The following is a 20726-nucleotide window of genomic DNA, read 5'->3' as shown; positions in this document are numbered from 1 at the left end:
CGGGGGAGTTCGAGGTTGGCCCTGCGGGCCGGGCTTTTCGGCGTCGGCGGGATTCAGCTGGCTGGCGGTGCGGGGTTTTGGCCCTGCGGGCCGGGCTTTGGGGGCGGGGGAGTTCGAGGTTGGCCCTGCGGGCCGGGCTTTGGGGGCGGGGGAGTTCGAGGTTGGCCCTGCGGGCCGGGCTTTTCGGCGTCGGCGGGATTCAGCTGGCTGGCGGTGCGGGGTTCTGGCCCTGCGGGCCAGGCTTTGGCGGGGAGCTGTTGGCCCTGCGGGCCGGGCTCATGTCGGCGGGGTTCGACCGGCCGGCGGCGCGGAGTCTCGGCCCTGCGGGCCGGGCCTTGGGGGCGGGAGAGTTCGAGGTTTGGCCCTGCGAGTCGGGCTTTCGGTGTTGGCGGGGTTCGACCGGCTGGTGGTGCGGGGTTTCGGCCCTGCGGGCCAGGCTTTGGCGGGGCGGGGAGCTGTTGGCCTTGCGGGCCGGGCGCTTCGGCGTCGGTGGGATTCAGCCGGTGGCGTGGGGTTCTAGCCCGGCGGGCCGGGCTTTTCGGCGTTGGGGGTGGGGCGTGCGGGGGTGCGGTGGGGCGCGGGTGGGGGGTCGTGTTGGGGGAGGGTGGTGCGGGATGCGGTGGTGTTTGCCCGGAGGCGGTACAGTCGCCCGCAATCGCGCGGTGATGGTGGCGTCTGGAGGTTGCGGGGATGGGCATCGGACACCTGTTCCTCTATGGCGCCCTGGCGCTGGTCGCGGTCTGGCTGGTGGCCGAGTTGCTGCTGCAGAATCGCGCTGCGCTGCACTGGCGGGCGCTGGCCCTGGCGGGGTTCCTCGGGGTGGTGGCGGGGATGACGCAGTCCTCCGTGCCGGTGATAGTCGCGGGCGCCGGCGCCTTCGCGGCGGGCCAGGCGATGGTCACCCTTTCGGTCAAGCGCGGTCGCCCGGTCGGCTGGTCGTTGCGTCGCGCGGACGGCTCCCTGCCCGGGCCGCTGGCGAAGGTTCCGCTGCTGGCCGCGGCCACCGGCGGGACGACCGCCGTCGCGGCGGCCGCAGTGGCGGCTCCGAAGGTCGGTGAGGTCGGCCCGGTCGAGGACGAGCCGGTGGAGGAACAGCCGTACGCGTACGAGGAGTTCCAGGAGCTCGACGCCGGGGTCTACACCGAGGAGTCGGTCTCCTACCAGCAGCCGATGCAGGAGCAGTACGCCTACCAGCAGCAGCCCGACTACGGCTACCAGCAGCAGTACCAGCCGGAGCAGCAGTACCAGCAGCCGCAGCCGCAACTGATCGGCTACGACCAGTACGGCCAGCCGGTCTACCAGTTCCCGCAGCAGCAGCAGTACCAGCCGGAGCAGCAGTACCAGCAGCAGCCGCCGTACATCCCGCAGCAGCCCGGTGAGCAGCAGCACAACTGGTACTACCAGCAGCAGTACTGAGCCGCCGTCAGGCGGGGCCGATCAGCCCGGCGGTGATCGAGGCGGACATCCCGACCCGGGCCAGCCCGCCGCCGGGGTGGGCGTGCGCGCCGATCAGGTACAGGCCGGGCTCGCCGGGCCGGTTGGCCTGGGCGAGCTGGCCGCCCGCCAGCGCGGGCACCGGGACGGACGTGGTCAGCCGGGTCTCCCGCCAGCGCAGCCGCTCCCGCAGGTCGAGGCCCGCGGCGGCCAGGTGGGCCAGCAACTGTTCGGCGTAGGCGTCCTGTTGGGCGTCCGTCAGGGTGAGCCCGGCGGGGACGGTGACGGTCAGCACGGCGGTCTCGGAGTCCGCGTCGGGCACCAGCGACGGGTCGTCCGGGCGCAGCAGTTGGACGGTGGGGCGCGCGGGCAGGGTGCGGTCGGTGAAGACCGCGCGGGCCTCGGCGGCGACGTCCGCGCCGTGCAGCACGGTGCGGTGCGCGGTGCCGGCGGGGCGGGCGCCGTTCAGCGCGAGCAGGACGGTGAAGCGGCCGGGCGCGGGCTCGGTGGGCGCGGCGACCCCCAGGCCGGGGACGGCCGACAGCACCGCGTCGGCGGTCAGCACCCCGTCGTCGGTGCGGACGCCGGTCACCCGCCCGTCGGCACGCTCCAGCGCCCGTACGGGCGTGTCGAAGCGGAACTCGACGCCGCGGCTCCCGCACCGCGCGAACACCGCGTCGGCGAGCGCCCGCATGCCGCCGCCCACGTACCAGACGCCGAACGACTGCTCCATGTACGGCAGGACGGTCGCCGAGGCGGGCGCGGTCAGCGGGTTCAGGCCGTACCGCAGCGCGTACTCGGCGAGCAGCGCCGTCGGGCCGGGCTCGCCGTCCAGCTCACGGGCGGTGACGTCGGCCAGCGTGTGGCGGCCGCGCGGCAGCAGCCGGGACAGGCCGCGACGCGGCGGCACCGGGTACGGGTCGACGGGGTCGACGGCCGGGCGGGGCTCCTCCAACAGCGGGCGGCGGGTGGCCTCCCAGACGGTGCGGCCCCGGTTGACCATGTCGTTCCAGCGCTCACCTGCGCCCGCGCCGAACGTCGAGTCCAGCGCCTGGCCGACCCCGCCGCGGGACGCGTTCGGCAGCACCAGTTCGCTGCCGTCCGCGAACAGGTGCCGGCTCTCCGGGTCCACCGGTCGCAGCGCGACCAACTCCTCCAGCGGCTCCCGGCCGGTCTTCAGCGCGAGGTCGCGGTACACGGCGGGCAGTGCCAGCAGGCCCGGCCCGGTGTCGAACCCGAAACCCTCCCGCCGGTACGACCCCACCTGGCCGCCGTGCGTTCCGGCCGCCTCCAGCACCGTCACCCGGTGCCCGAGGGTGGCCAGCCTGGACGCGGCGGCCAGACCGCCCATACCTGCGCCGACGACGATGATGCGAGCCATGGCAGGAGATCTTATGCGGCCTTCACCTGGCGGCTGCCTCCGCGTCGCTCATCCACGTGCAGGTCACTGTGCCGGGTCGAGCCCCGGGGTGCGCGCCCCGGCCTTCGCCCGGCGGCGCTCCTGGCGGCGGAGCCAGAACCGCCGGATGCGGGACACCGCGAACCAGACCAGCAGCCCCCCGAGCAGCAGCAGGACGGCGGCCGCCGAGGCCGCGAGCCACGGGTGGAAGACCGCCAGGGTCACCAGGCCCGCCACCGACAGGTCCTCGCCCAGGCTGAGCAGGATGTTGGAGGCCGGTTCGGGCGAGGTGTTCACCGCCATCCGCAGGCCGGCCTTGATGCCGTGGCTGAGCAGGGCCGTCACGCCGCCGACCGCGCCGGCCGCGACCTCGCCCAGCGAGCCCGGGTCCTGTGCCGCCAGCAGGGCGCCCACGGTGGCGCCGGCGATCGGGCGGACGAAGGTGTGCACCACGTCCCACACGCTGTCCACGTACGGGATCTTGTCGAGCACCGCCTCGCACAGGAACAGCACCGCCGCGGCGATCAGCACGTCGGTGCGCTCCAGCACTGGCGGCACCGAGTCCGCGCCGCCGAACCGGCCGAACAGGCCCAGCAGCAGCACCACGGCGTAGGCGTTGATCCCGCTCGCCCAGCCGCTGGTGAAGATCAGCGGAACGGCCTCCACCGCAGCCCCCTCGCACACGCTCCGTCCGTCCGGCCCTCGGACGGACCCGGCCACCGTACCCGCCCCGCCGACCGTCGGGGGTGTCTGAGTATCCGTACTCAGATCGCCGGTTGAGTACCCGCGCGGATTCCCGGTGCGACGGCGTGACGGCACAGTAGTGGGCAACGGGACGGCCGCCGCCGGTGAGCCTCCCGAAGCGCCCGGGGCAGGCCACGTCCAACGGGGGAACGGCGGCCCGCACCACAGGCCCTGGGCGCGACCAACGGCCGCACGAAAGGGGCCGGGCACCGCCGACACGGGGCGGCGGAGCCCGGCCCCCGCCGGGGGAGCGGCCGTGGGGACGACCGACCGGCCACGAGCGGTCAGGGAGTTGTCAGACCCCCCGTTCACGATGGATGCATGACCGGGCCGACCGGCCCGGGCAAGGTCCGGAGTGAACGGGGGAGACCCATGACCATCAGTCGTCCTGAGCCTGTCGCCCGCCCTGCCGTCGATCAACCCGTCGTCGACCAGCCCACCCTGCCCGCCGCCCGCGGAGCCGAGGTCCACCCGGTGCTGCGGCGGGTTCCCGCCTCGCCGGCCGCGCTCGAACTGCTGCGGCACGCCCACCGCACCCTGGTGTTCGCCCGGGGCCGGCAGGATCCGCTGGAGCGCTACGCCACCGCCCACCTCGCCGCGCTGCGCGCCACCGCCGCCGTGCTCGCGGTCCGCGGCCGTCCCGAACGCCATCCGCGCCGCCGCCACGCGATCCGCCCCGCATGGGAGCTGCTGCCCGAGGTCGCCCCCGAACTCGCCGAGTGGGCCGCCTACTTCGCCGCCGGCGCCCGCCGCCGCGCCGCCGCCGAGGCCGGCATCGCCGGCGCCGCCGGGCCGCGGGACGCGGACGACTTGATCCGCAACACCGCCCTCTACCTCCGGATCGTGGAGCGGATCCTGGCCCTGCATCCCTGAGCCGGCGGCTGCGCCGCACCCGGCCCGCCCTGTTCGGACGGATAGGGTAAGGGCGTTCCCGCCGTGGAAGACCTGCCAAGAGGGGTGCCGCCTTGTATCCGACTCGTCCCCGCAGTGCGCTGCGTACCGCCGTGGTGTGGGAGGTGCTGCGGTCGGCGCTGGAACGGCGCTCCGCCGAGCTCGGACGGCCGGTCCTGGAGGTCGTCGACACCGGCGGCGGCACCGGCAACTTCGCCGTGCCGGTGGCCAGGCTGGGCCACCGGGTCACCGTGGTCGACCCCAGCCCCGACGCACTGTTCGCCCTGGAGCGGCGGGCCGCCGAGGCCGGGGTCACCGACCTGGTGCGCGCCGTCCAGGGCGACACCCAGACGCTGCCCGAGCTGGTCCCGGCCGGCTCGGTCGACGCGGTGCTCTGCCACGGCGTGCTGGAGGTCGTCGACGACCCCGCCGAGGCGCTCGGCCACCTGGTCGGCACCCTCGGCAAGGGCGGCCTGGTCAGCCTGCTCGCCGCCAACCGCAACGGCGCCGTGCTGGCCCGCGCGGTGGCCGGCCAGTTCACCGACGCCCGCACCGTGCTGGATGCCCCCGACGGCCGCTGGGGCGCCGGCGACCCGATGCCCCGCCGCTTCACCGGCGACCAGCTCGACGCCCTCGCCACCGACGCCGGCCTGCGGGTCACCTCCGTGCACGGGATCCGGGTCTTCGCCGACCTGGTCCCCGGCGTCCTGGTCGACACCGAGCCGGGCGCGCTCGACGCCCTGCTCAAGCTGGAGCTGGCCGCCGCCGAGCAGCCCGCCTTCCACGCCGTCGCCACCCAGCTCCACCTGCTCGCCGAAGCGGCCTGACCGCCCACCGGCACAGCCAGGGGCACCAAGTGGGGGGTCCGCTCGTTGCAGAAGTGCGGGCCCCGCTTCGTGGTGGCCCGTGCCACGCCTGATTGACCACGCCGAACCGGGCCCGTGGACCGTATGATCTGGGTAAAGCCGGTAAGCATGACGGCCAGACCGGTGGGGCATATGGACCACGAGGCCCGAGCCAGGGGTGGCGGACCGGTCGCCCCGCGACCGACGAGTAGGAGGACTCCGTGCCGCTCTCGGAGCACGAGCAGCGACTGCTCGAGCAGATGGAGCGAGCGCTGTACGCCGAAGATCCCAAGTTCGCGTCAGCGCTTGAGGGAACCGGCCTGCGCACCTACACCCGTCGGCGGGTCTACCTGGCCGCGGCGGGGTTCGTGGCAGGCATCGCGCTGCTCATGGGCGGCCTGGTCGCGCAGGTCATCTGGGTCAGCGTGATCGGGTTCCTGGTAATGCTGGGCTGTGCGGTCCTCGCGGTCACCGCGTGGCGTCGAGGCCCGGCGGGACACGGTCCACGGCAGGCGGCAGCGCCACGCCGGAAGACCGGCGTCGTGGACAAAATGGAACAGCGCTGGCAGCGGCGCCGCGACGAGCAGAGCGGGCTGTAGCGCGACCGGAACTCACAACGAAGAGATCCGCCCGAGGAGGGAGTCTTCCCTCGTCGGGCGGATCTTTGCGTGCAGCGCCTTCCCGCAGCTCCCCGCGCCCGGGCGGGGCGCGGGGACCTGCGGCGGCTACTCCTTCGGGGTGCGGCGGAAGCGTCCGGTGAGCTTGCTGCGGATCGCGTCCGTGCGGCGGGCGGTGCGTTCGTTGAGGGCGGCCATGCGTTCCTGGGTGCGCCACCAGAGGCGGACGGTGGAGGCGGGCAGGAACAGGGCGCGCAGGCGGCGGCCGCGGGTGGCCTGGGTGAGCAGGCCGTCGCGGGCGGTGCGGACGTCGGCGCCGAGGTGCGGAGACGGGTCGGACTCGCGGGCGTACATGACGCGCTCGGTGGCGAGGGCGACCCGGCCGGCGGCCTCGGCCGCGGCGGGGGCGAGGTGGGCGTCCTCGGCGAGCCGGCGGGCGGCGTTCCGGGGAGTGCGGGCCTCGTCGGGCGGCAGGCCCAGGTCCCAGGCGGAGTCGACGAGTTCGGCCCAGGCGGCGAGCACCTGTTCGTCGGTGAGCCGGGGGCCGTCCGCGCCGGGTCCGTGCCGGCCGGCGCCGAGGCGGCGTCGGCGCAGGCGGCCGCGGAGCATCATGGGCGTGGCCAGCACGGCGAGCAGCAGGACCAGGGCGGCCGCGGCGAGCAGGGCGGGCAGGCTCCGCCACCACGCGGTGGCGGCGGTGCGGTGCTCGACCACCGCGGACTGGTCGTCGCAGTCGCCGATGCGGTGCTGCTGCGCGGTGCAGGTGCTGGACGCGGACGGTCCGGCGGAGGGCCGGTCGGCGGAGGAGGAGGCGCTGGGCTGCGCGCTCGGCTTGGCCGTGTTCGCGGCCTGCGGGACGGAGTACAGCGGGGCGGCGCCCCGGTTCGGGGTGGGCTCGAAGCGCATCCAGCCGAGGCCGGAGAAGTACAGCTCCGGCCAGGCGTGGTAGTTGGAGCTGCGCACGATCCGGTTGGAGCCGTCGCCGGTGCCGGGGGTGAAGCCGATGGCGACCCGGGCGGGGATGCCGAGGGAGCGGGACATCGCGGCCATGGTGGCGGCGAAGTGCACGCAGAAGCCCTCCTTGTCCTGGAGGAACTTGGCGATGGCGTCCGGGCCGGTGCGCGGTTCGATCTTCGTGTTGTAGGTGAAGTCGCCCTTGGTGAAGTACTGCTGGAGCGCGACGGCCTGGTCGTACGGGTTGTTGGCGTTCGCGGTGATCTTCCGGGCGGTCTCGCCGACCACGGCGGGCAGGTTGGCGGGCAGCCCCAGGTAGCGCTTGGTGATGTCCTCGGGGGCGGGGGCGGCCGAGCGCAGCTGCGAGGCGTCGGGGTTGACGGTGACCGAGCCGACCGAGTACGAGAGGCCGTTGGTCTTCTGGCCGTTGACGGCGACGACGGTGCGGCCGGTCCGGTCGAAGCGCCAGTTCTGGATGGACGGCATCTCCACCCAGGACACCGGGTACGGCATCGGCAGCCAGGTGGCGCCGAGCCGGTCGGAGATCCTGACGTTGGTGCGGATCGGGTTGGTGGCGACGCCGGCGGCCAGGCCCTCGGGGGCGGGCAGCGTGGTGGGCAGCGGTTCGCCGGACTGGTTGCCGACCTTCCACTCCTCGCCGTCGAACTCGCTGAGCGCGGCGACCCGCAGGTAGAGCTGGTCGGCGTCGGCAGCGTCGGTGGAGAAGCGCAGCAGCTCGGTGTCGTCGTTGGAGCGAAGGTTGGCGGTGAGCGCGACCACCAGGTTGAGCGAGCGTTCGTCGCCGGGGCCGTTGCCCGTCCCGTTGCCGTTGCCGGCTCCGCCGCCGAGGCCGCCGAACAGGCCGGAGCCGGCCGAGGGCAGCAGGGCGGGCAGCAGCAGGGCGGTGGCGAGTGCGATCAGGCCGACCCGGCGGCCGCCGTTGGACAGTGCCACGGCGGAGCGGCCGGTGCCGTGGAAGACCCGGCCCCAGCGGGTGAGCCGGTCCTGGCCCTCGGTGTACAGCAGGATCAGGTAGCCGGCCGCGGCGAACAGGAACCACAGCCACATGCCGCCCGGCGAGCCGGCCAGGCCGCAGCCGACCGAGTACAGGGCGAGCAGCGGCAGGCCCGCGGCGGCGGCCCGGCGGTAGGTGACGGCCAGCGCGTCGACCAGGACGGCGACCAGGGCGACCGAGCCGACCACGATCAGCCGCAGGCCGTCGGTGGTGGGCGCGGGGATCGCGTACTCCTGGATGTCGCTGCCGCCCGCGGCCAGCCGGGTGGAGAGGGCGTCGAACGCGGCCGGGCCGGGCAGCACGCCGACGGTCATCGCGGACTGCACGGTGGTCAGCATCAGGACGTACACCACCGCGAGCAGCTGGAGCGGCAGCACCAGCGGGCGGGGCAGCGGCAGCGCGCGCAGGCCGGCGCCGGCGCCGGCCGCGACGGCGATCATCAGCAGGCCGTGCGGGGCCAGGGCGAAGGAGTCCTGGAACAGCGGGGACAGGGACAGCGCCGCCAGGGCGGTCGCCAGGGCCGCGCAGAGCGTCAACTTGGCCCGGGTGGTCACGCGCCGACCTCGTCTCGGTAGGGAACGGAATTCTGGGTGCGGTCGGCGGCCCGCCACAGCGCGGGCAGCGAGTCGCCGGCCCGCACCGGGAGGACGGTCCAGCCGGCCGCGCGCAGTCGGCCGATCGCCGTGTCGGCCTGCTCGTCGGCGGAGTCCGGGAAGAGGTGCCGCAGGCCCGACCAGGTGCCGGTGTCCAGCAGCAGGGCGACCGCGCCGCCGGCCCGGCGGCGCAGCCTGGCCAGGCGCTCGGTCTGGTCCTCGTCGAGGTCGCCGACGATCGCCACCAGCAGGCCCTCGCCGCCCAGGCGCAGCACCTCCTCGGCGCGGCCCAGGCCGCCGCCGTCGGAGTGCTCGACCACGGCGAGCGCGTCCAGCAGCACGCCGACGGTCTCGGCGGTGGTGGTGTTGGCGCCGTGCTGCGGGTGGGCGCGGCCGGTGTCGGTGAGCAGCCGGGTCTGGTAGCCGCGCTGCACCAGGTCGACGGAGATCGAGGCGGCGGCGGACACCGCCCATTCGAACGAGGAGGCGGGGCCGGAGCCGCGGTGCGCGGTCTCCCGGGTGTCCAGCAGCACGGTGGCGCGGGCCCGGAGCGGCTGCTCCTCCCGACGGACCATCAACTCGCCGTAGCGGGCGGTGGACTTCCAGTGCACCCGGCGCAGGTCGTCGCCGTGCCGGTACTCGCGCGGGATGACGTCGTCGTCGCCGGCCAGCGCCAGCGCGTGCGTGTTGGACTCGCCCTGCCCGGCGGACTCGCCGGGCAGCCGCACCGGCGGCAGGTCCAGGACCTGCGGGACCACGGTGAGCACGTCGGCGGCGGTGAACGCGCGGGTCAGCTCGCACATCCCGAACGGGTCGGACAGCCGCAGCTGCAGCGGGCCGAGCGGGTAGCGGCCGCGCAGGTCGGAGCGGACCCGGTAGGACACCTCGCGGAAGCCGCGCGGCTCGACCCGGTCCAGCACGAAGCGCGGGCGCGGCCCCAGCACGTACGGGACCTTGTCCTCCAGCAGCAGCAGGCCGGTGGGCACCCGGGAGACGTTGTCCAGCCGCAGGTGCACCCGGGCCTCCTGGCCGGCCGCGGCGCGCTGCGGGCTGAGCCGGCGGCCGGAGGCGACCCGGTAGCGGGTGCGGACCAGCAGCAGCGCGGAGGCCAGCGGCAGCACCGCCAGCAGCACGCCGACCTGGAACAGCGCGCTCTGGCCGAACAGGTACGCGCAGAGCGCGGCGGTCAGGCCGGCGGCCAGGAAGGAACGCCCCCGGGTGGTGAGCCCCTGCAGGGCGGCGCGCAGCCCGGAGGGCCGGGCGGGGCCCGGCACCTCAGCGGCCCTGCGGACGCGGGAGGGGCAGTCGGGACACCAGGTCGAGCACCACGTTCTCCACGGTGCGGCGGCTCAGCTGGGTCTCCGAGGTGGGCAGCAGACGGTGCGCCAGCACCGGCACGGCCAGCGCCTGGATGTCGTCCGGCAGCACGTAGTCGCGGCCGTCCAGGGCGGCGTGCGCGCGGGCCGCGCGGACCAGGTGCAGGGTGGCCCGGGGGGAGGCGCCGAGCCGCAACTCGGGGGTGTTGCGGGTGGCGGAGACCAGGTCGACGGCGTACCGGCGGACCGGGTCGGAGACGTACACGCCCTTGACCACCTCGATCAGCTTGAGCAGGTCGGCGGCGTGCGCGACCGGCCGCAGGTCGTCCAGCGGGTTGGCGGCCGAGTGCAGGTCGAGCATCGCGTACTCGGCCTCGGGGCTCGGGTAGCCGATCGAGATGCGGGCCATGAAGCGGTCGCGCTGGGCCTCGGGCAGGGCGTAGGTGCCCTCCATCTCGACCGGGTTCTGGGTGGCGATCACCATGAACGGCGAGGGCAGCTCGTAGGAGGTGCCGTCGATGGTGACCTGGCGCTCCTCCATCGACTCCAGCAGCGCCGACTGGGTCTTCGGGGAGGCCCGGTTGATCTCGTCGCCGACCACGATCTGCGCGAAGATCGCGCCGGGCCGGAACTCGAAGTCCCGCTGGTGCTGGTCGAAGACGTTGGTGCCGGTGACGTCGGAGGGCAGCAGGTCGGGGGTGAACTGGATCCGGCGGACCGTGCAGTCCACCGAGCGGGCCAGCGCCTTGGCGAGCATGGTCTTGCCGACGCCGGGCACGTCCTCCAGCAGCAGGTGACCCTCGGCGAGCAGCACGGTCAGCGCGATCCGGACGGCCTCCGGCTTGCCCTCGATCACGCTCTCGACGGACGCCCGGACCCGGTCGACCACCGCCGTCAGCTCCGCCAGCCCGGCCGGCTCCCGGCGTTCGCGGCGGTCCTGCTCCGGCTGCCCCGTGCCCTGTCCGTTGATGGTCGTCACCCGTACGCTCCCATGTGCAACAGTCGCCGGGCGGCTGGTTCGAGCCCGGCCCGCCCCGAATACTTGGCGCATTCTTCCCTGTCCCCCGACCAGAAGTCACCCGGCCGGGCGACACGCGAAGGCTTGTCCCGGTTTGGGACGAGGGCGCGGCCCGGACGGTTTCAGCGGATCTCGCGGAGCAGTCCGGTGTGCACGTCGAAGACGAATCCGCGGACCTGGTCGCGGTGCGGCAGGAACGGCGAGGTGCGCACCCGCTGCATGGACTGGCGGACGTCGCCGTCCAGGTCGGTGAAGGCCTCCACCGCCCACTGCGGGCGCTGTCCGACCTCCTGCTCCAGCTCGTGCCGGAAGTCCTCGGTCAGGCCGAGCAGGCCGCAGCCGGTGTGGTGGATCAGCACCACGGTGCGGGTGCCCAGGGCACGCTGACTGATGGTCAGGGAGCGGATGGTGTCGTCGGTGACCACGCCGCCCGCGTTGCGGATGATGTGCGCGTCGCCGAGCTCCAGGCCGAGCGCGGCGAACAGGTCGAGCCGGGCGTCCATGCAGGCCACCACGGCGACCTTGCGCACCGGGCGGGCGTCCATGCCGCCGTCCCGGAAGGTTTCGGCGTAGGAGCGGTTGGCTGCCACGAAGCGGTCGGTCTCGGACGGCCGGTCGGAGCCGGGAGCAGGTGCCATGCGACGACCGTAGTGGGGCGGCGCGGGCGGCGGGACCCACCTGCGCAAGCCTTTACCCGCCGGGCTCCGGGCCCCGTTCGGACGGCTTCGACCTGGTTCGACCGGCGCGTCCGGAGCGCTCCGCGCCCCGTCCGGCCGGCGGCCCGCACCACCGGTCCGACCTGCGAGGACGGATACGGCCGGGCGGGTGGTGCGCCGTGGTGGAGCGTTGACTGGCGAGGCGTGGGCGATAGTCTGGCGGCGCAGTGGAGCACGGCGGACGGCACCCGGCAACCGGGCGCCCGGCCGCTCTCCGCACCGGGCCGGCCGGCCCGTACGCAGTCCGCGGCCTCCTCCCGCTCCGTGCCCACCTGGCGCACCTTCCCCGGCGCCGGGCGGTCGCTCCTTCCCCCGGGCGAGCGGGCGGGGACCACGGGTGGCGTGCGGAGCCGGCCGGCCGGTGAGCGAGAATGGCGGGGCCACACCTGCACCTGAGGAAGGGCCCGGCCCCCGTATGAGTACCGACAGCCCCAACCCCCGGCACATTCCGGTGATGCTGGAGCGCTGCCTGGACGCCCTCGCTCCGGCGATCTCCGCGCCCGGCGCGGTGGTGGTGGACGCCACCTTGGGCCTGGGCGGCCACAGCGAGGCACTGCTGACCCGCTTCCCCGACGTCCGGCTGGTCGCCGTCGACCGCGACCCGCAGGCGCTGAAGCTCTCCGGCGAGCGGCTGGCCCGCTTCGGCGACCGCGCCACCCTGGTGCACGCCGTGTACGACGAGATCCCGCAGGTCCTCGCCGACCTGGGGATCCCCGCGGTGCAGGGCGTGCTGTTCGACCTCGGGGTGTCCTCGATGCAGCTGGACGAGGCCGACCGCGGCTTCGCCTACGCCCAGGACGCGCCGCTGGACATGCGGATGGACCAGACCCGCGGCATCTCCGCCGCGGAGGTCCTCAACACCTACAGCCACGGCGACCTGGCCCGGATCCTCAAGGTGTACGGCGAGGAGCGGTTCGCCGGGAAGATCGCCTCCGCGGTGCTGCGGGAACGCGAGAAGGAACCGTTCACCAACAGCGCTCGTCTGGTGGAGTTGGTGCGGAACGCCATCCCGGCCGCCACCCGGCGGACCGGCGGCAACCCGGCCAAGCGGACGTTCCAGGCGCTGCGGATCGAGGTCAACGGCGAACTGGAGGTGCTGGACCGGGCCATCCCCGGCGCGCTGGACGCCCTCGCGATGGGCGGTCGGATCGTCGTGATGTCCTACCAGTCGCTGGAGGACCGCCTGGTCAAGCAGTACTTCCAGGCCGGCGCCACCTCGACCGCCCCGCCGGGCCTGCCGGTGATCCCCGAGGAGCTCCAGCCCTGGCTGAAGCTGCTCACCCGAGGAGCCGAACTGGCGACCGAGGAGGAGATCGAGGAGAACCGGCGCGCCGCACCCGTACGGCTGCGCGTGGCGGAGAGGATCAGGGAGACCCGGAGGTAGCCAGCCGCCGGGAGCAGCGGAGCGAAGGGGAGTGGAGCGGTGCCGGTGGCCGGCGAGCGGACCCGGGGGCGCGTCCCCGGGCAGGGGGGCAGGGCACGGATCACCGTCCGGCCCGGGGCGCGCTCGATGCGGGGGCGCACCCCGTTCGCGGTGCTGGTGGTCACCCTGCTGTCGGCCGGGCTGCTCGGGCTGCTGATGCTCAACACCGCCCTCAACGAGGGCTCGTTCACGCTGTCCCGGCTGCGGAAGCAGACCACCGAGGCCACCGACCAGCAGCAGTCCCTCCAGCAGGAGATCGCCGCCCAGTCCGCGCCCGACGCGCTGGAGCAGCGCGCCCGCGACCTCGGCATGGTCCCCGGCGGCGACCCGGTCTTCCTGGGCGCCGACGGCAGCGTCACCGGCAAGCCCAAGGCCGCCGAGGACAACCCGCCGGTGCCGCGCAGCAGCGCCGACCCCTGGCAGCGCCCCGCCGCCTCCGGCTCGCCCTCACCCGCGGGGTCGCCGAGCCCCGGCGACCCCGGCATCGAGCTGGCCCCCGCGCCGCCCGCCAGCCCCTCGCCCGGGGCCCAGCGGTGACCCGCCCGCCCGGCGACGGCCACCCCCCGCGCCGTACCCCGCCGTCCGGCGGCCGCCCCGCCGCGCCCCGCCGCCGGGTCGGCGAGCCGCGCCGCTCCGGCGACGGCGCCCCGCCGCGCCCGGCCCGCCCGCGGCCGGCCGCGGGGGAGTGCCGGCCCGCCGCCCGGCCCCGGCCGCGCCCCGAGGTCCGCCGCCCGCCCGCCCGCCGCCCGGCGTCCGGCGCGCGGGTGATCAAGCTGGCCGATCCCAAGCGCCGGCTGCGGCTGGTGACGGTCTGTCTGGGCCTGGTCTTCGTGATCTTCGCGGGCCGGCTGGTGCAGCTCCAGCTGCTGGACTCCGACGCGCTGGCGGCCGGCGCGGGCGCCAACAAGTACGTCCGGGTGTCGCTGCCCGCCGAGCGCGGCTCGATCACCGCCGCCGACGGCACCGTGCTGGCCACCAGCGTGGACGCGTACGACATCACCGCCGACCCGACCATGTTCACCCCCGAGGCGACCCACCTGCCGGACGCCCCCGAGCAGGCCGCGGCGCTGCTCGCGCCGATCCTCGGTCAGCCGAAGGAGAAGCTGGCGGCCGCGCTGCACCTGAACGCGAAGAACCCGAAGAGCCAGTACGCGCTGCTGACCGCCCGTCAGGAGCCGAAGGCCAAGGCGCAGATCGCCGACCTGAAGTCCGCGCTGACCAAGCAGACCGACACCAAGGTCTGCCGGGGCCAGCGCGAACTGCTCGGCAAGCCCGCCGAGAAGGGCGGCCGGCAGTTCCTCGACACCGCCTGCGTGAACCCACTGGCCGGGGTGTTCTGGGAGCAGTCGACCCGGCGCAGCTATCCGGCGAACGGCCTGGCCGCCAACCTGATCGGCTTCGTCAACTCCGAGGGCACCGGCACCGGCGGCCTGGAACTCCAGTACCAGCAGCAGCTGGCCGGCGAGGACGGCTACTCGACCTACGCCTCGGCCGGCGGCCGCCGGGTCGCCACCGCCGGCGGCAGCCGGCAGGACGCGGTGCCCGGCAGCGACCTGCGGCTGACGGTGAATCCGGACATCCAGTGGGCGGCGCAGCGCGCCATCACCGACCAGGTGTCCAACGCCGGGGCGGAGAAGGGCTACGTGGTCGTCCAGGACGTGAAGACCGGTCAGGTGCTGGCGATGGCCTCCTCCCCGGGCTTCAACCCGAACGACCTGTCCTCGGCCCGCGCCGACCAGCTCGGCAACCCGGCCCTGCAGGACGCCTACGAGCCGGGCTCCACCGCCAAGCTGATGACCATGGCGGCGGTGCTGGACACCGGCTCGGCGAACTGGGACACCCACGTGACGGTGCCGAACACGCTGCAGCGCTCCGACCGGGTCTTCCACGACGACGTCGACCACGAGACCTGGTACCTGACGCTGGCGGGCGTGCTCGCCAAGTCGTCCAACATCGGCACCATCGAGGCCGCCGAGCACCTGGGCCCGACCCAGGCGGAGGCCAACAAGGTGCTCGCCGGGTACCTCGACAAGTTCGGCATCGGGAAGCCCAGCGGGCTGGGCTTCCCCGGCGAGACCCGCGGCATCCTGGCCAAGCCGGAGGACTGGAACGGCTCGCAGCAGTACACCATCCCGTTCGGCCAGGGCCTGTCGGTGAACGCCCTGCAGGCGACCTCGGTGTTCTCCACCATCGCCAACGGCGGCGTGCGGGTCGCCCCCAGCCTGCTGGCCGGCACCACCGGACCGGACGGGCGGTTCACGCCCGCGCCGGCCGGGGCGCAGAGCCGGGTGGTGACGGAAGCGACCGCGAAGACGCTGACCGAGATGCTGGAGTCCGTCGTCACCGACGAGCAGGGCACCGGCACCAAGGCGCAGATCCCGGGCTACCGGGTGGCCGGCAAGACCGGTACCGCCAACCGGGTGGACCCGAAGACCGGCAAGTACTCCGGGTACACCGCCTCCTTCATCGGCTTCGCGCCCGCCGACCAGCCCCGGGTGACGGTCTCCTGCGTCATCCAGGACCCGGTCAACGGGCACTTCGGCGGGCAGCTGTGCGGGCCCGTGTTCAAGCAGGTGATGGAGTTCACCCTCAAGACCCTCCAGGTCCCGCCGAGCGGCAGCGAGGCGCCGAACCTGCCCGTCGACTGGAAGCCCTGAGATGAGCGACACCCCCGACACCGCCCGGCGCGCCGAGCACGACGCTCGCGACGCTCGCGATGTGAGCAGCGTCACGGCCGACGGGACCCGGTTTGGCCCCGGGGGGCATGGGGCCGATAGCCTTCCGGCCGTGCCGAAATCCGATCAAATCTCCGCGAGTCCCCCCCGTCCGAGCAGCGCCGCGGCGCTGCCCCTCGCCGAGGCGGCCCGGCTGCTCGGGCTGCCGCCCGCCGAGGGCCCGGCCGTCACCGGCATCACCCACGACTCCCGGGCGGTGCGTCCGGGCGACGTGTACGTGGCCTTCCCCGGCGCCAACCACCACGGTGCGGCGTTCGCCGCCGGCGCGGTGGCCGCCGGCGCGGTCGCGGTGCTCACCGACGCCGCCGGCGCGGAGCTGGCCGCGGACGCGGGCGTGCCGCTGCTGGTGGTGGACAGCCCCCGCGCGGTGATGGGCGAGCTCGCCGCGGCGGTCTACGGGGCCGCCGCCGAGCGGATGCTGATGATCGGCCTGACCGGCACCAACGGCAAGACCACCACCTCCTACCTGGTCGAGGGCGGCCTGCGCGGAGCCGGCCGGCTGCCCGGCGTGATCGGCACCGTGGAGATGCGGGTCGGCACCGAGCGGATCAAGTCCGAGCGCACCACCCCCGAGGCCACCGACCTGCACGCGGTGCTCGCCGTGATGCACGAGTCCGGCGCCGGCGCGGTGGTCATGGAGGTCTCCAGCCACGCGCTGGTGTACGGCCGCACCGACGGCGTGGCCTACGACGTCGCGCTGTTCAACAACCTGACGCCGGAACACCTCGACTTCCACCCCGACATGGAGGACTACTACCGGGCCAAGGCCCGGCTGTTCGAGCCCGGCAAGGCCCGGCTCGGCGTCGCCAACCGCGACGACTCCTACGGCCGCCGACTGGCCGGCGAGGCCCGGATCCCGATGGTGACCTTCTCCGCCGCGGGCGACCCGGCCGCCGACTGGCGCGCCGTTGACGTCCAGCTCGGCCCGGCCGGGTCCACCTTCACTGTGGTCGGCCCGGACGGCGCCCGCGCCGCGGCCTCGGTGCCGCTGCCCGGCCCGTTCAACGTCGCCAACGCGCTCGGCGCGATCACCGCGCTGGTCACCGCCGGCATCGAGCTGGACGCCGCGGTCGCCGGAGTGGCGCAGGTCCCGGGCGTGCCCGGCCGGCTGGAGAAGGTCGACGCCGGGCAGCCGTACGTCGCGGTGGTCGACTACGCGCACAAGCCGGACGCGCTGAGCGCCGTGCTCGCCTCGCTGCGCGAGGTCACCAAGGGCCGGCTGCACGTCGTCGTCGGCTGCGGCGGCGACCGCGACCCGTACAAGCGCGGCCCGATGGGCGCGATCGCCGCCCGGCTCGCCGACACCGCCGTCCTCACCAGCGACAACCCGCGCTCCGAGGACGCGCTGGCGATCCTCGCCGCCATGCTCGGCGGCGCCGCCGAGGTGCCCGAGGAGGAGCGCGGCGAGGTGCTCGCCGTCCCCGACCGGGCCGAGGCGATCGCGCTGGCGGTCGCCCGGGCGCACGCCGGGGACACCGTGCTGGTGGCCGGCAAGGGCCACGAGCTCGGGCAGTACGTGAAGGGCGAGGTCCGCCCGTTCGACGACCGCGAGGTGCTGCGGGTGGCGATGGAGCAGCTCATGGAGGCAGAACGGTGATCGCACTGACCCTGGCCGAGGCCGCGAAGGCGGTCGACGGCACCCTGGACGCGGCCGACCCGGACGCGGTGATCACCGGTGCGGTGGTCACCGACAACCGGCGGATCGAGCCCGGCGGCCTGTTCGTGTGCGTGCTCGGCGAGCGCGTCGACGGCCACGACTTCGCGGCCGAGGCGGTCGCCGACGGCGCGGTCGCGGTGCTCGCCACCCGCCCGGTCGGCGTGCCCGCGATCCTGGTCGACGACGTGGTCGTGGCGCTCGGCCGGCTCGCCCGGGCCGTGGTCGCCCGCGCCGCCGACGTGCGGATCGTGGCGCTCACCGGCTCGGCCGGCAAGACCTCCACCAAGGACCTGATCGGCCAACTGCTGGCCGAGCACGGCGAGACGGTCTTCCCGGCCGGCTCGCACAACAACGAGATCGGCCACCCGCTGACGGCCCTTCAGGTCGCCCCCACCACCCGCCACCTGGTGATGGAGATGGGCGCCCGGCACAAGGGCGACATCGAGTACCTGACCGGCATCACCCCGCCCACCGTCGGCCTGGTGCTGAACATCGGCACCGCGCACCTCGGCGAGTTCGGCTCCAAGCAGGGCATCGCCGACGCCAAGGGCGAGATGGTGGAGGCGCTTTCGGCCGACGGCGTCGCCGTGCTGAACGCCGACGACCCGCTGGTGCGCGCCATGAGCAGCCGCACCAAGGCCCGCGTGGTGCTGTTCGGGGAGTCCCAGGACGCACACATCCGCGCCACCGATGTTCGCCTGGACGCCACCGGGAGGCCACAGTTCACGCTCAGCACCCCGGCCGGTTCCGCACCGGTGCAGCTGCGCCTGTACGGTGAGCACCACGTCTCGAACGCCCTCGCCGCCGCCGCGGTGGCGGTGGAGCTCGGGATGCCCGTCGACCGCGTCGCCGAGGCACTCGGCGAAGCCGGTGCGCTGTCCCGTTGGCGCATGGAGGTGGTCGACCGGGCCGATGGCCTGACCGTCGTCAACGACGCCTACAACGCGAACCCGGAGTCCATGCGGGCCGCGCTGCGGGCACTGGCGACGATGGCGGGCAAGGGCCCGGAGCGCCGCCGCACCTGGGCGGTGCTCGGTGAGATGCGGGAGCTCGGCGAGGACAGCTTCGACGAGCACGACGCCATCGGACGGCTCGCCGTCCGGCTCGACATCACCAAGCTGGTGGCGGTCGGCGGACGCGAGGCGGCCCGGATGGAACTGGGCGCGAGGAACGAAGGTTCGTGGGGTGAGGAGTCGGTGCTGGTGTCCGACGCGGACGCGGCGATCGAGCTGCTGCGCAGTCAGGTGCGGCCGGGGGACGTGGTCCTGGTGAAGGCATCCCGTTCGGTGGGCCTGGAGAAGGTCGCCGACGCACTGCTCGCGGACGGTGCCGCGAAGTGAAGCAGATCCTCTTCTCCGGCCTGATCGGCCTGGTGCTGACCCTGCTCGGCACCCCCGCCCTGATCAAGCTGCTCGCCCGGCACGGCTACGGCCAGTACATCCGGGACGACGGCCCCAAGGCGCACCACAGCAAGAAGGGCACGCCCACCATGGGCGGCATCGCCTTCATCCTCGCCACGCTGATCGCCTACTTCGCGACCAAGGCGATAACGGGCGAGTCGCCCACTGCCTCCGGCCTGCTGGTGCTGTTCCTGACCACGGGCCTGGGCCTGGTCGGCTTCCTGGACGACTACATCAAGGTGGTCAAGCGCCGCTCGCTGGGCCTGCGGGCCAAGGCGAAGCTGCTCGGCCAGTCCTTCTTCGCGCTCGCCTTCGCCATCCTGGCGCTGCAGTTCGAGGACAGCCGCGGGAAGACCCCGGCCTCCGACCACCTGTCCTTCGTGCAGGACTTCGACTGGGCGATCGGCCCGGTGCTGTTCGTCCTGTTCGCGTACTTCATGATCGCCGCGATGTCGAACGGCGTGAACCTGACGGACGGTCTGGACGGCCTCGCCACCGGCGCCTCGGTGATGGTCTTCGGCGCCTACACCTTCATCGGCCTGTGGGAGCACGGGCAGAACTGCGCCTACGCGATCAAGGCCACGGCGTCCTGCTACGACGTCCGCGACCCGCTGGACCTCGCCGTGGTCGCCGCCGCCCTGATGGGCTCCTGCTTCGGCTTCCTGTGGTGGAACACCTCGCCCGCGAAGATCTTCATGGGCGACACCGGCTCGCTCGCCCTCGGCGGCGCCCTGGCCGGCCTCGCCATCGTCTCCCGCACCGAGCTGCTGCTGGCCGTCCTCGGCGGCCTGTTCGTGATCATCACCCTTTCGGTGATCATCCAGGTCGGCTCGTTCCGGATGACCGGCAAGCGCGTTTTCAAGATGGCGCCACTCCAGCACCACTTCGAACTCAAGGGCTGGAGCGAAGTCCTGATCGTGGTCCGGTTCTGGATCATCCAGGGCCTGTGCGTCGCCGTCGGACTCGGACTCTTCTACGCGGGATGGGTGACCGGATGATCAACCCGGAGTGGGCCGGCCTTCCGGTCGTCGTCGCGGGACTCGGCCTCTCCGGGGTCAGCGCCGCCCGGGTCCTGCACGGACTCGGCGCGCACGTCACGGTCGTGGACGGCGGCACCGGCCCCGCGCTGGACGCCAAGGCCGCCGCCCTCACCGAGCAGGGCATCGCCGTCCGCCTCGGCGACGGCGCCGGCCTGCCCGGGGGCACCCGGCTGATCGTCACCTCGCCCGGCTGGGCCCCCGACAGCCCGCTGTTCGCCGCCGCCGAGCAGGCCGGCGTCCCGGTCTGGGGCGACGTCGAACTCGCCTGGCGGCTGCGCACCCCGCACCCCGCCACCGGCGAGCCGGCCCCCTGGCTGGCCGTCACCGGCACCAACGGCAAGACCACCACCGTCCAGATGCTGGCGTCGATCCTGACCGCCGCCGGCAAGCGCACCGCCGCCGTCGGCAACGTCGGCGTCTCGGTGCTGGACGCGGTCCTCGCCGAGGAGCCCTACGACGTCCTGGCCGTCGAACTCTCCAGCTACCAGCTGCACTGGGCGCCCTCGCTCCGTGTGCACTCCGGCGCCGTGCTCAACCTGGCCCCCGACCACCTCGACTGGCACGGCTCGATGGACGCCTACGCCGCCGACAAGGGCCGGATCTACCAGGGCAACCAGGTCGCCTGCGTCTACAACCTCGCCGACCCGGCCACCGAGGCGCTGGTCCGCGAGGCCGACGTCGAGGAGGGCTGCCGCGCGATCGGCTTCGGCCTCGACGCCCCCGCCGTCTCCAACCTCGGCGTCGTGGACGGCCTGCTGGTCGACCGCGCCTTCGTCCCCGACCGGGACCGGGCCGCCGCGGAGCTCGGCGCCGTCGCCGACATCGACCCGCCGGCCCCGCACAACATCGCCAACGCGCTCGCCGCCGCCGCCCTCGCCCGGGCCTACGGGGTCGACGCCAAGGCCGTCCGCGACGGTCTGCGCGCCTTC

At 74.2% G+C, this 20726-nt stretch carries 17 protein-coding genes; 11 read left to right on the top strand and 6 right to left on the bottom strand.

Features of this window, described 5'->3' with window-relative positions; genetic code table 11:
• Positions 1–690 precede the first annotated feature (690 nt).
• Entirely contained in the window at positions 691–1416 is a 726-nt protein-coding gene (locus IEZ12_RS00130) for a hypothetical protein (protein WP_189270206.1), read from the top strand.
• Between the two features lie 7 nt (positions 1417–1423).
• Here IEZ12_RS00130 and IEZ12_RS00125 read toward each other — a convergent pair whose 3' ends face one another.
• Positions 1424–2815: a phytoene desaturase family protein gene (locus tag IEZ12_RS00125; RefSeq protein ID WP_189270205.1), complete on the bottom strand. Its 1392-nt coding sequence runs from the start codon at positions 2813–2815 to the stop codon at positions 1424–1426.
• A gap of 63 nt (positions 2816–2878) precedes the next feature.
• Positions 2879–3499, bottom strand: a complete 621-nt coding sequence (locus IEZ12_RS00120; RefSeq protein ID WP_189270204.1) for a DUF4126 domain-containing protein — start codon at positions 3497–3499, stop codon at positions 2879–2881.
• 450 nt (positions 3500–3949) lie between these two features.
• Here IEZ12_RS00120 and IEZ12_RS00115 point away from each other — a divergent pair, with 450 nt between their 5' ends.
• The 3 genes from IEZ12_RS00115 to IEZ12_RS00105 all read left to right on the top strand — a co-directional run bounded on the left by IEZ12_RS00115 (position 3950) and on the right by IEZ12_RS00105 (position 5912).
• Positions 3950–4450 carry an SAV_6107 family HEPN domain-containing protein gene (locus IEZ12_RS00115; protein ID WP_189270203.1) on the top strand — a complete coding sequence of 167 codons (501 nt, stop codon included), beginning with the start codon at positions 3950–3952 and terminating at the stop codon, positions 4448–4450.
• A gap of 92 nt (positions 4451–4542) precedes the next feature.
• Positions 4543–5295, top strand: a complete 753-nt coding sequence (locus tag IEZ12_RS00110) for a methyltransferase domain-containing protein (RefSeq protein WP_100585996.1) — start codon at positions 4543–4545, stop codon at positions 5293–5295.
• 239 nt (positions 5296–5534) lie between these two features.
• Complete coding sequence (locus tag IEZ12_RS00105) at positions 5535–5912, top strand: SCO2097 family morphological protein (RefSeq protein ID WP_043913491.1); 378 nt, start codon at positions 5535–5537, stop codon at positions 5910–5912.
• A gap of 126 nt (positions 5913–6038) precedes the next feature.
• Here the strand turns inward: IEZ12_RS00105 and IEZ12_RS00100 are convergent, their stop codons facing one another.
• From IEZ12_RS00100 to IEZ12_RS00085, 4 genes are all read right to left on the bottom strand, one after another.
• On the bottom strand, positions 6039–8453 hold the full coding sequence (locus tag IEZ12_RS00100) for a transglutaminase TgpA family protein (protein WP_189270202.1): 2415 nt from the start codon (positions 8451–8453) through the stop codon (positions 6039–6041).
• Positions 8450–9766 carry a DUF58 domain-containing protein gene (locus IEZ12_RS00095; protein WP_229847097.1) on the bottom strand — a complete coding sequence of 439 codons (1317 nt, stop codon included), beginning with the start codon at positions 9764–9766 and terminating at the stop codon, positions 8450–8452. Before IEZ12_RS00095 ends, IEZ12_RS00100 begins: the two co-directional genes overlap by 4 nt.
• Position 9767: 1 nt before the next feature.
• Positions 9768–10715, bottom strand: a complete 948-nt coding sequence (locus IEZ12_RS00090; protein WP_043916283.1) for an AAA family ATPase — start codon at positions 10713–10715, stop codon at positions 9768–9770.
• A 233-nt stretch (positions 10716–10948) separates the two neighbouring features.
• Positions 10949–11464, bottom strand: a complete 516-nt coding sequence (locus IEZ12_RS00085; RefSeq protein WP_043913488.1) for a beta-class carbonic anhydrase — start codon at positions 11462–11464, stop codon at positions 10949–10951.
• Between the two features lie 493 nt (positions 11465–11957).
• On the opposite strand from IEZ12_RS00085, the gene rsmH reads away from it, so the two are divergent.
• From rsmH to murD, 7 genes are all read left to right on the top strand, one after another.
• Complete coding sequence (gene rsmH / locus IEZ12_RS00080) at positions 11958–12926, top strand: 16S rRNA (cytosine(1402)-N(4))-methyltransferase RsmH (RefSeq protein ID WP_189270201.1); 969 nt, start codon at positions 11958–11960, stop codon at positions 12924–12926.
• Positions 12927–13052: 126 nt separating this feature from the next.
• The gene (ftsL, locus tag IEZ12_RS00075) at positions 13053–13502 is read left to right on the top strand and encodes a cell division protein FtsL (RefSeq protein WP_229847096.1); all 450 of its coding nucleotides are present in this window, start codon (positions 13053–13055) and stop codon (positions 13500–13502) included.
• Positions 13499–15622 (top strand): peptidoglycan D,D-transpeptidase FtsI family protein, encoded by a 2124-nt coding sequence (locus tag IEZ12_RS00070; RefSeq protein ID WP_229847095.1) that lies wholly within the window; start codon positions 13499–13501, stop codon positions 15620–15622. Before ftsL ends, IEZ12_RS00070 begins: the two co-directional genes overlap by 4 nt.
• 130 nt (positions 15623–15752) lie before the next feature.
• Positions 15753–17297: a UDP-N-acetylmuramoyl-L-alanyl-D-glutamate--2,6-diaminopimelate ligase gene (locus IEZ12_RS00065; protein ID WP_189270199.1), complete on the top strand. Its 1545-nt coding sequence runs from the start codon at positions 15753–15755 to the stop codon at positions 17295–17297.
• Complete coding sequence (locus IEZ12_RS00060) at positions 17294–18697, top strand: UDP-N-acetylmuramoyl-tripeptide--D-alanyl-D-alanine ligase (protein WP_189270198.1); 1404 nt, start codon at positions 17294–17296, stop codon at positions 18695–18697. Before IEZ12_RS00065 ends, IEZ12_RS00060 begins: the two co-directional genes overlap by 4 nt.
• A complete protein-coding gene (mraY, locus tag IEZ12_RS00055) occupies positions 18694–19755 on the top strand; it encodes a phospho-N-acetylmuramoyl-pentapeptide-transferase (RefSeq protein ID WP_189270197.1) in 1062 nt (353 codons plus the stop codon). Before IEZ12_RS00060 ends, mraY begins: the two co-directional genes overlap by 4 nt.
• Positions 19755–20726: UDP-N-acetylmuramoyl-L-alanine--D-glutamate ligase (gene murD, locus IEZ12_RS00050; RefSeq protein ID WP_229847153.1), on the top strand; the 972-nt coding region annotated here is incomplete at its 3' end. The genes mraY and murD, both read left to right, overlap by 1 nt.

It is taken from the genome of Kitasatospora griseola, from assembly GCF_014648555.1.
In the GTDB taxonomy this organism is placed as follows: Bacteria; Actinomycetota; Actinomycetes; order Streptomycetales; family Streptomycetaceae; genus Kitasatospora; species Kitasatospora griseola.
Note: the sequence above shows the minus strand (reverse complement) of the source record. Positions and strands in the feature narration are given on the sequence as shown.

Coding starts and splice junctions, on each gene's coding strand:
- IEZ12_RS00130 (WP_189270206.1), top strand. CDS start 691: ATGGGCATCGGACACCTGTTCCTCTATGGCGCCCTGGCGCTGGTCGCG.
- IEZ12_RS00125 (WP_189270205.1), bottom strand. CDS start 2,815: ATGGCTCGCATCATCGTCGTCGGCGCAGGTATGGGCGGTCTGGCCGCC.
- IEZ12_RS00115 (WP_189270203.1), top strand. CDS start 3,950: ATGACCATCAGTCGTCCTGAGCCTGTCGCCCGCCCTGCCGTCGATCAA.
- IEZ12_RS00085 (WP_043913488.1), bottom strand. CDS start 11,464: ATGGCACCTGCTCCCGGCTCCGACCGGCCGTCCGAGACCGACCGCTTC.
- rsmH (WP_189270201.1), top strand. CDS start 11,958: ATGAGTACCGACAGCCCCAACCCCCGGCACATTCCGGTGATGCTGGAG.
- ftsL (WP_229847096.1), top strand. CDS start 13,053: ATGCGGGGGCGCACCCCGTTCGCGGTGCTGGTGGTCACCCTGCTGTCG.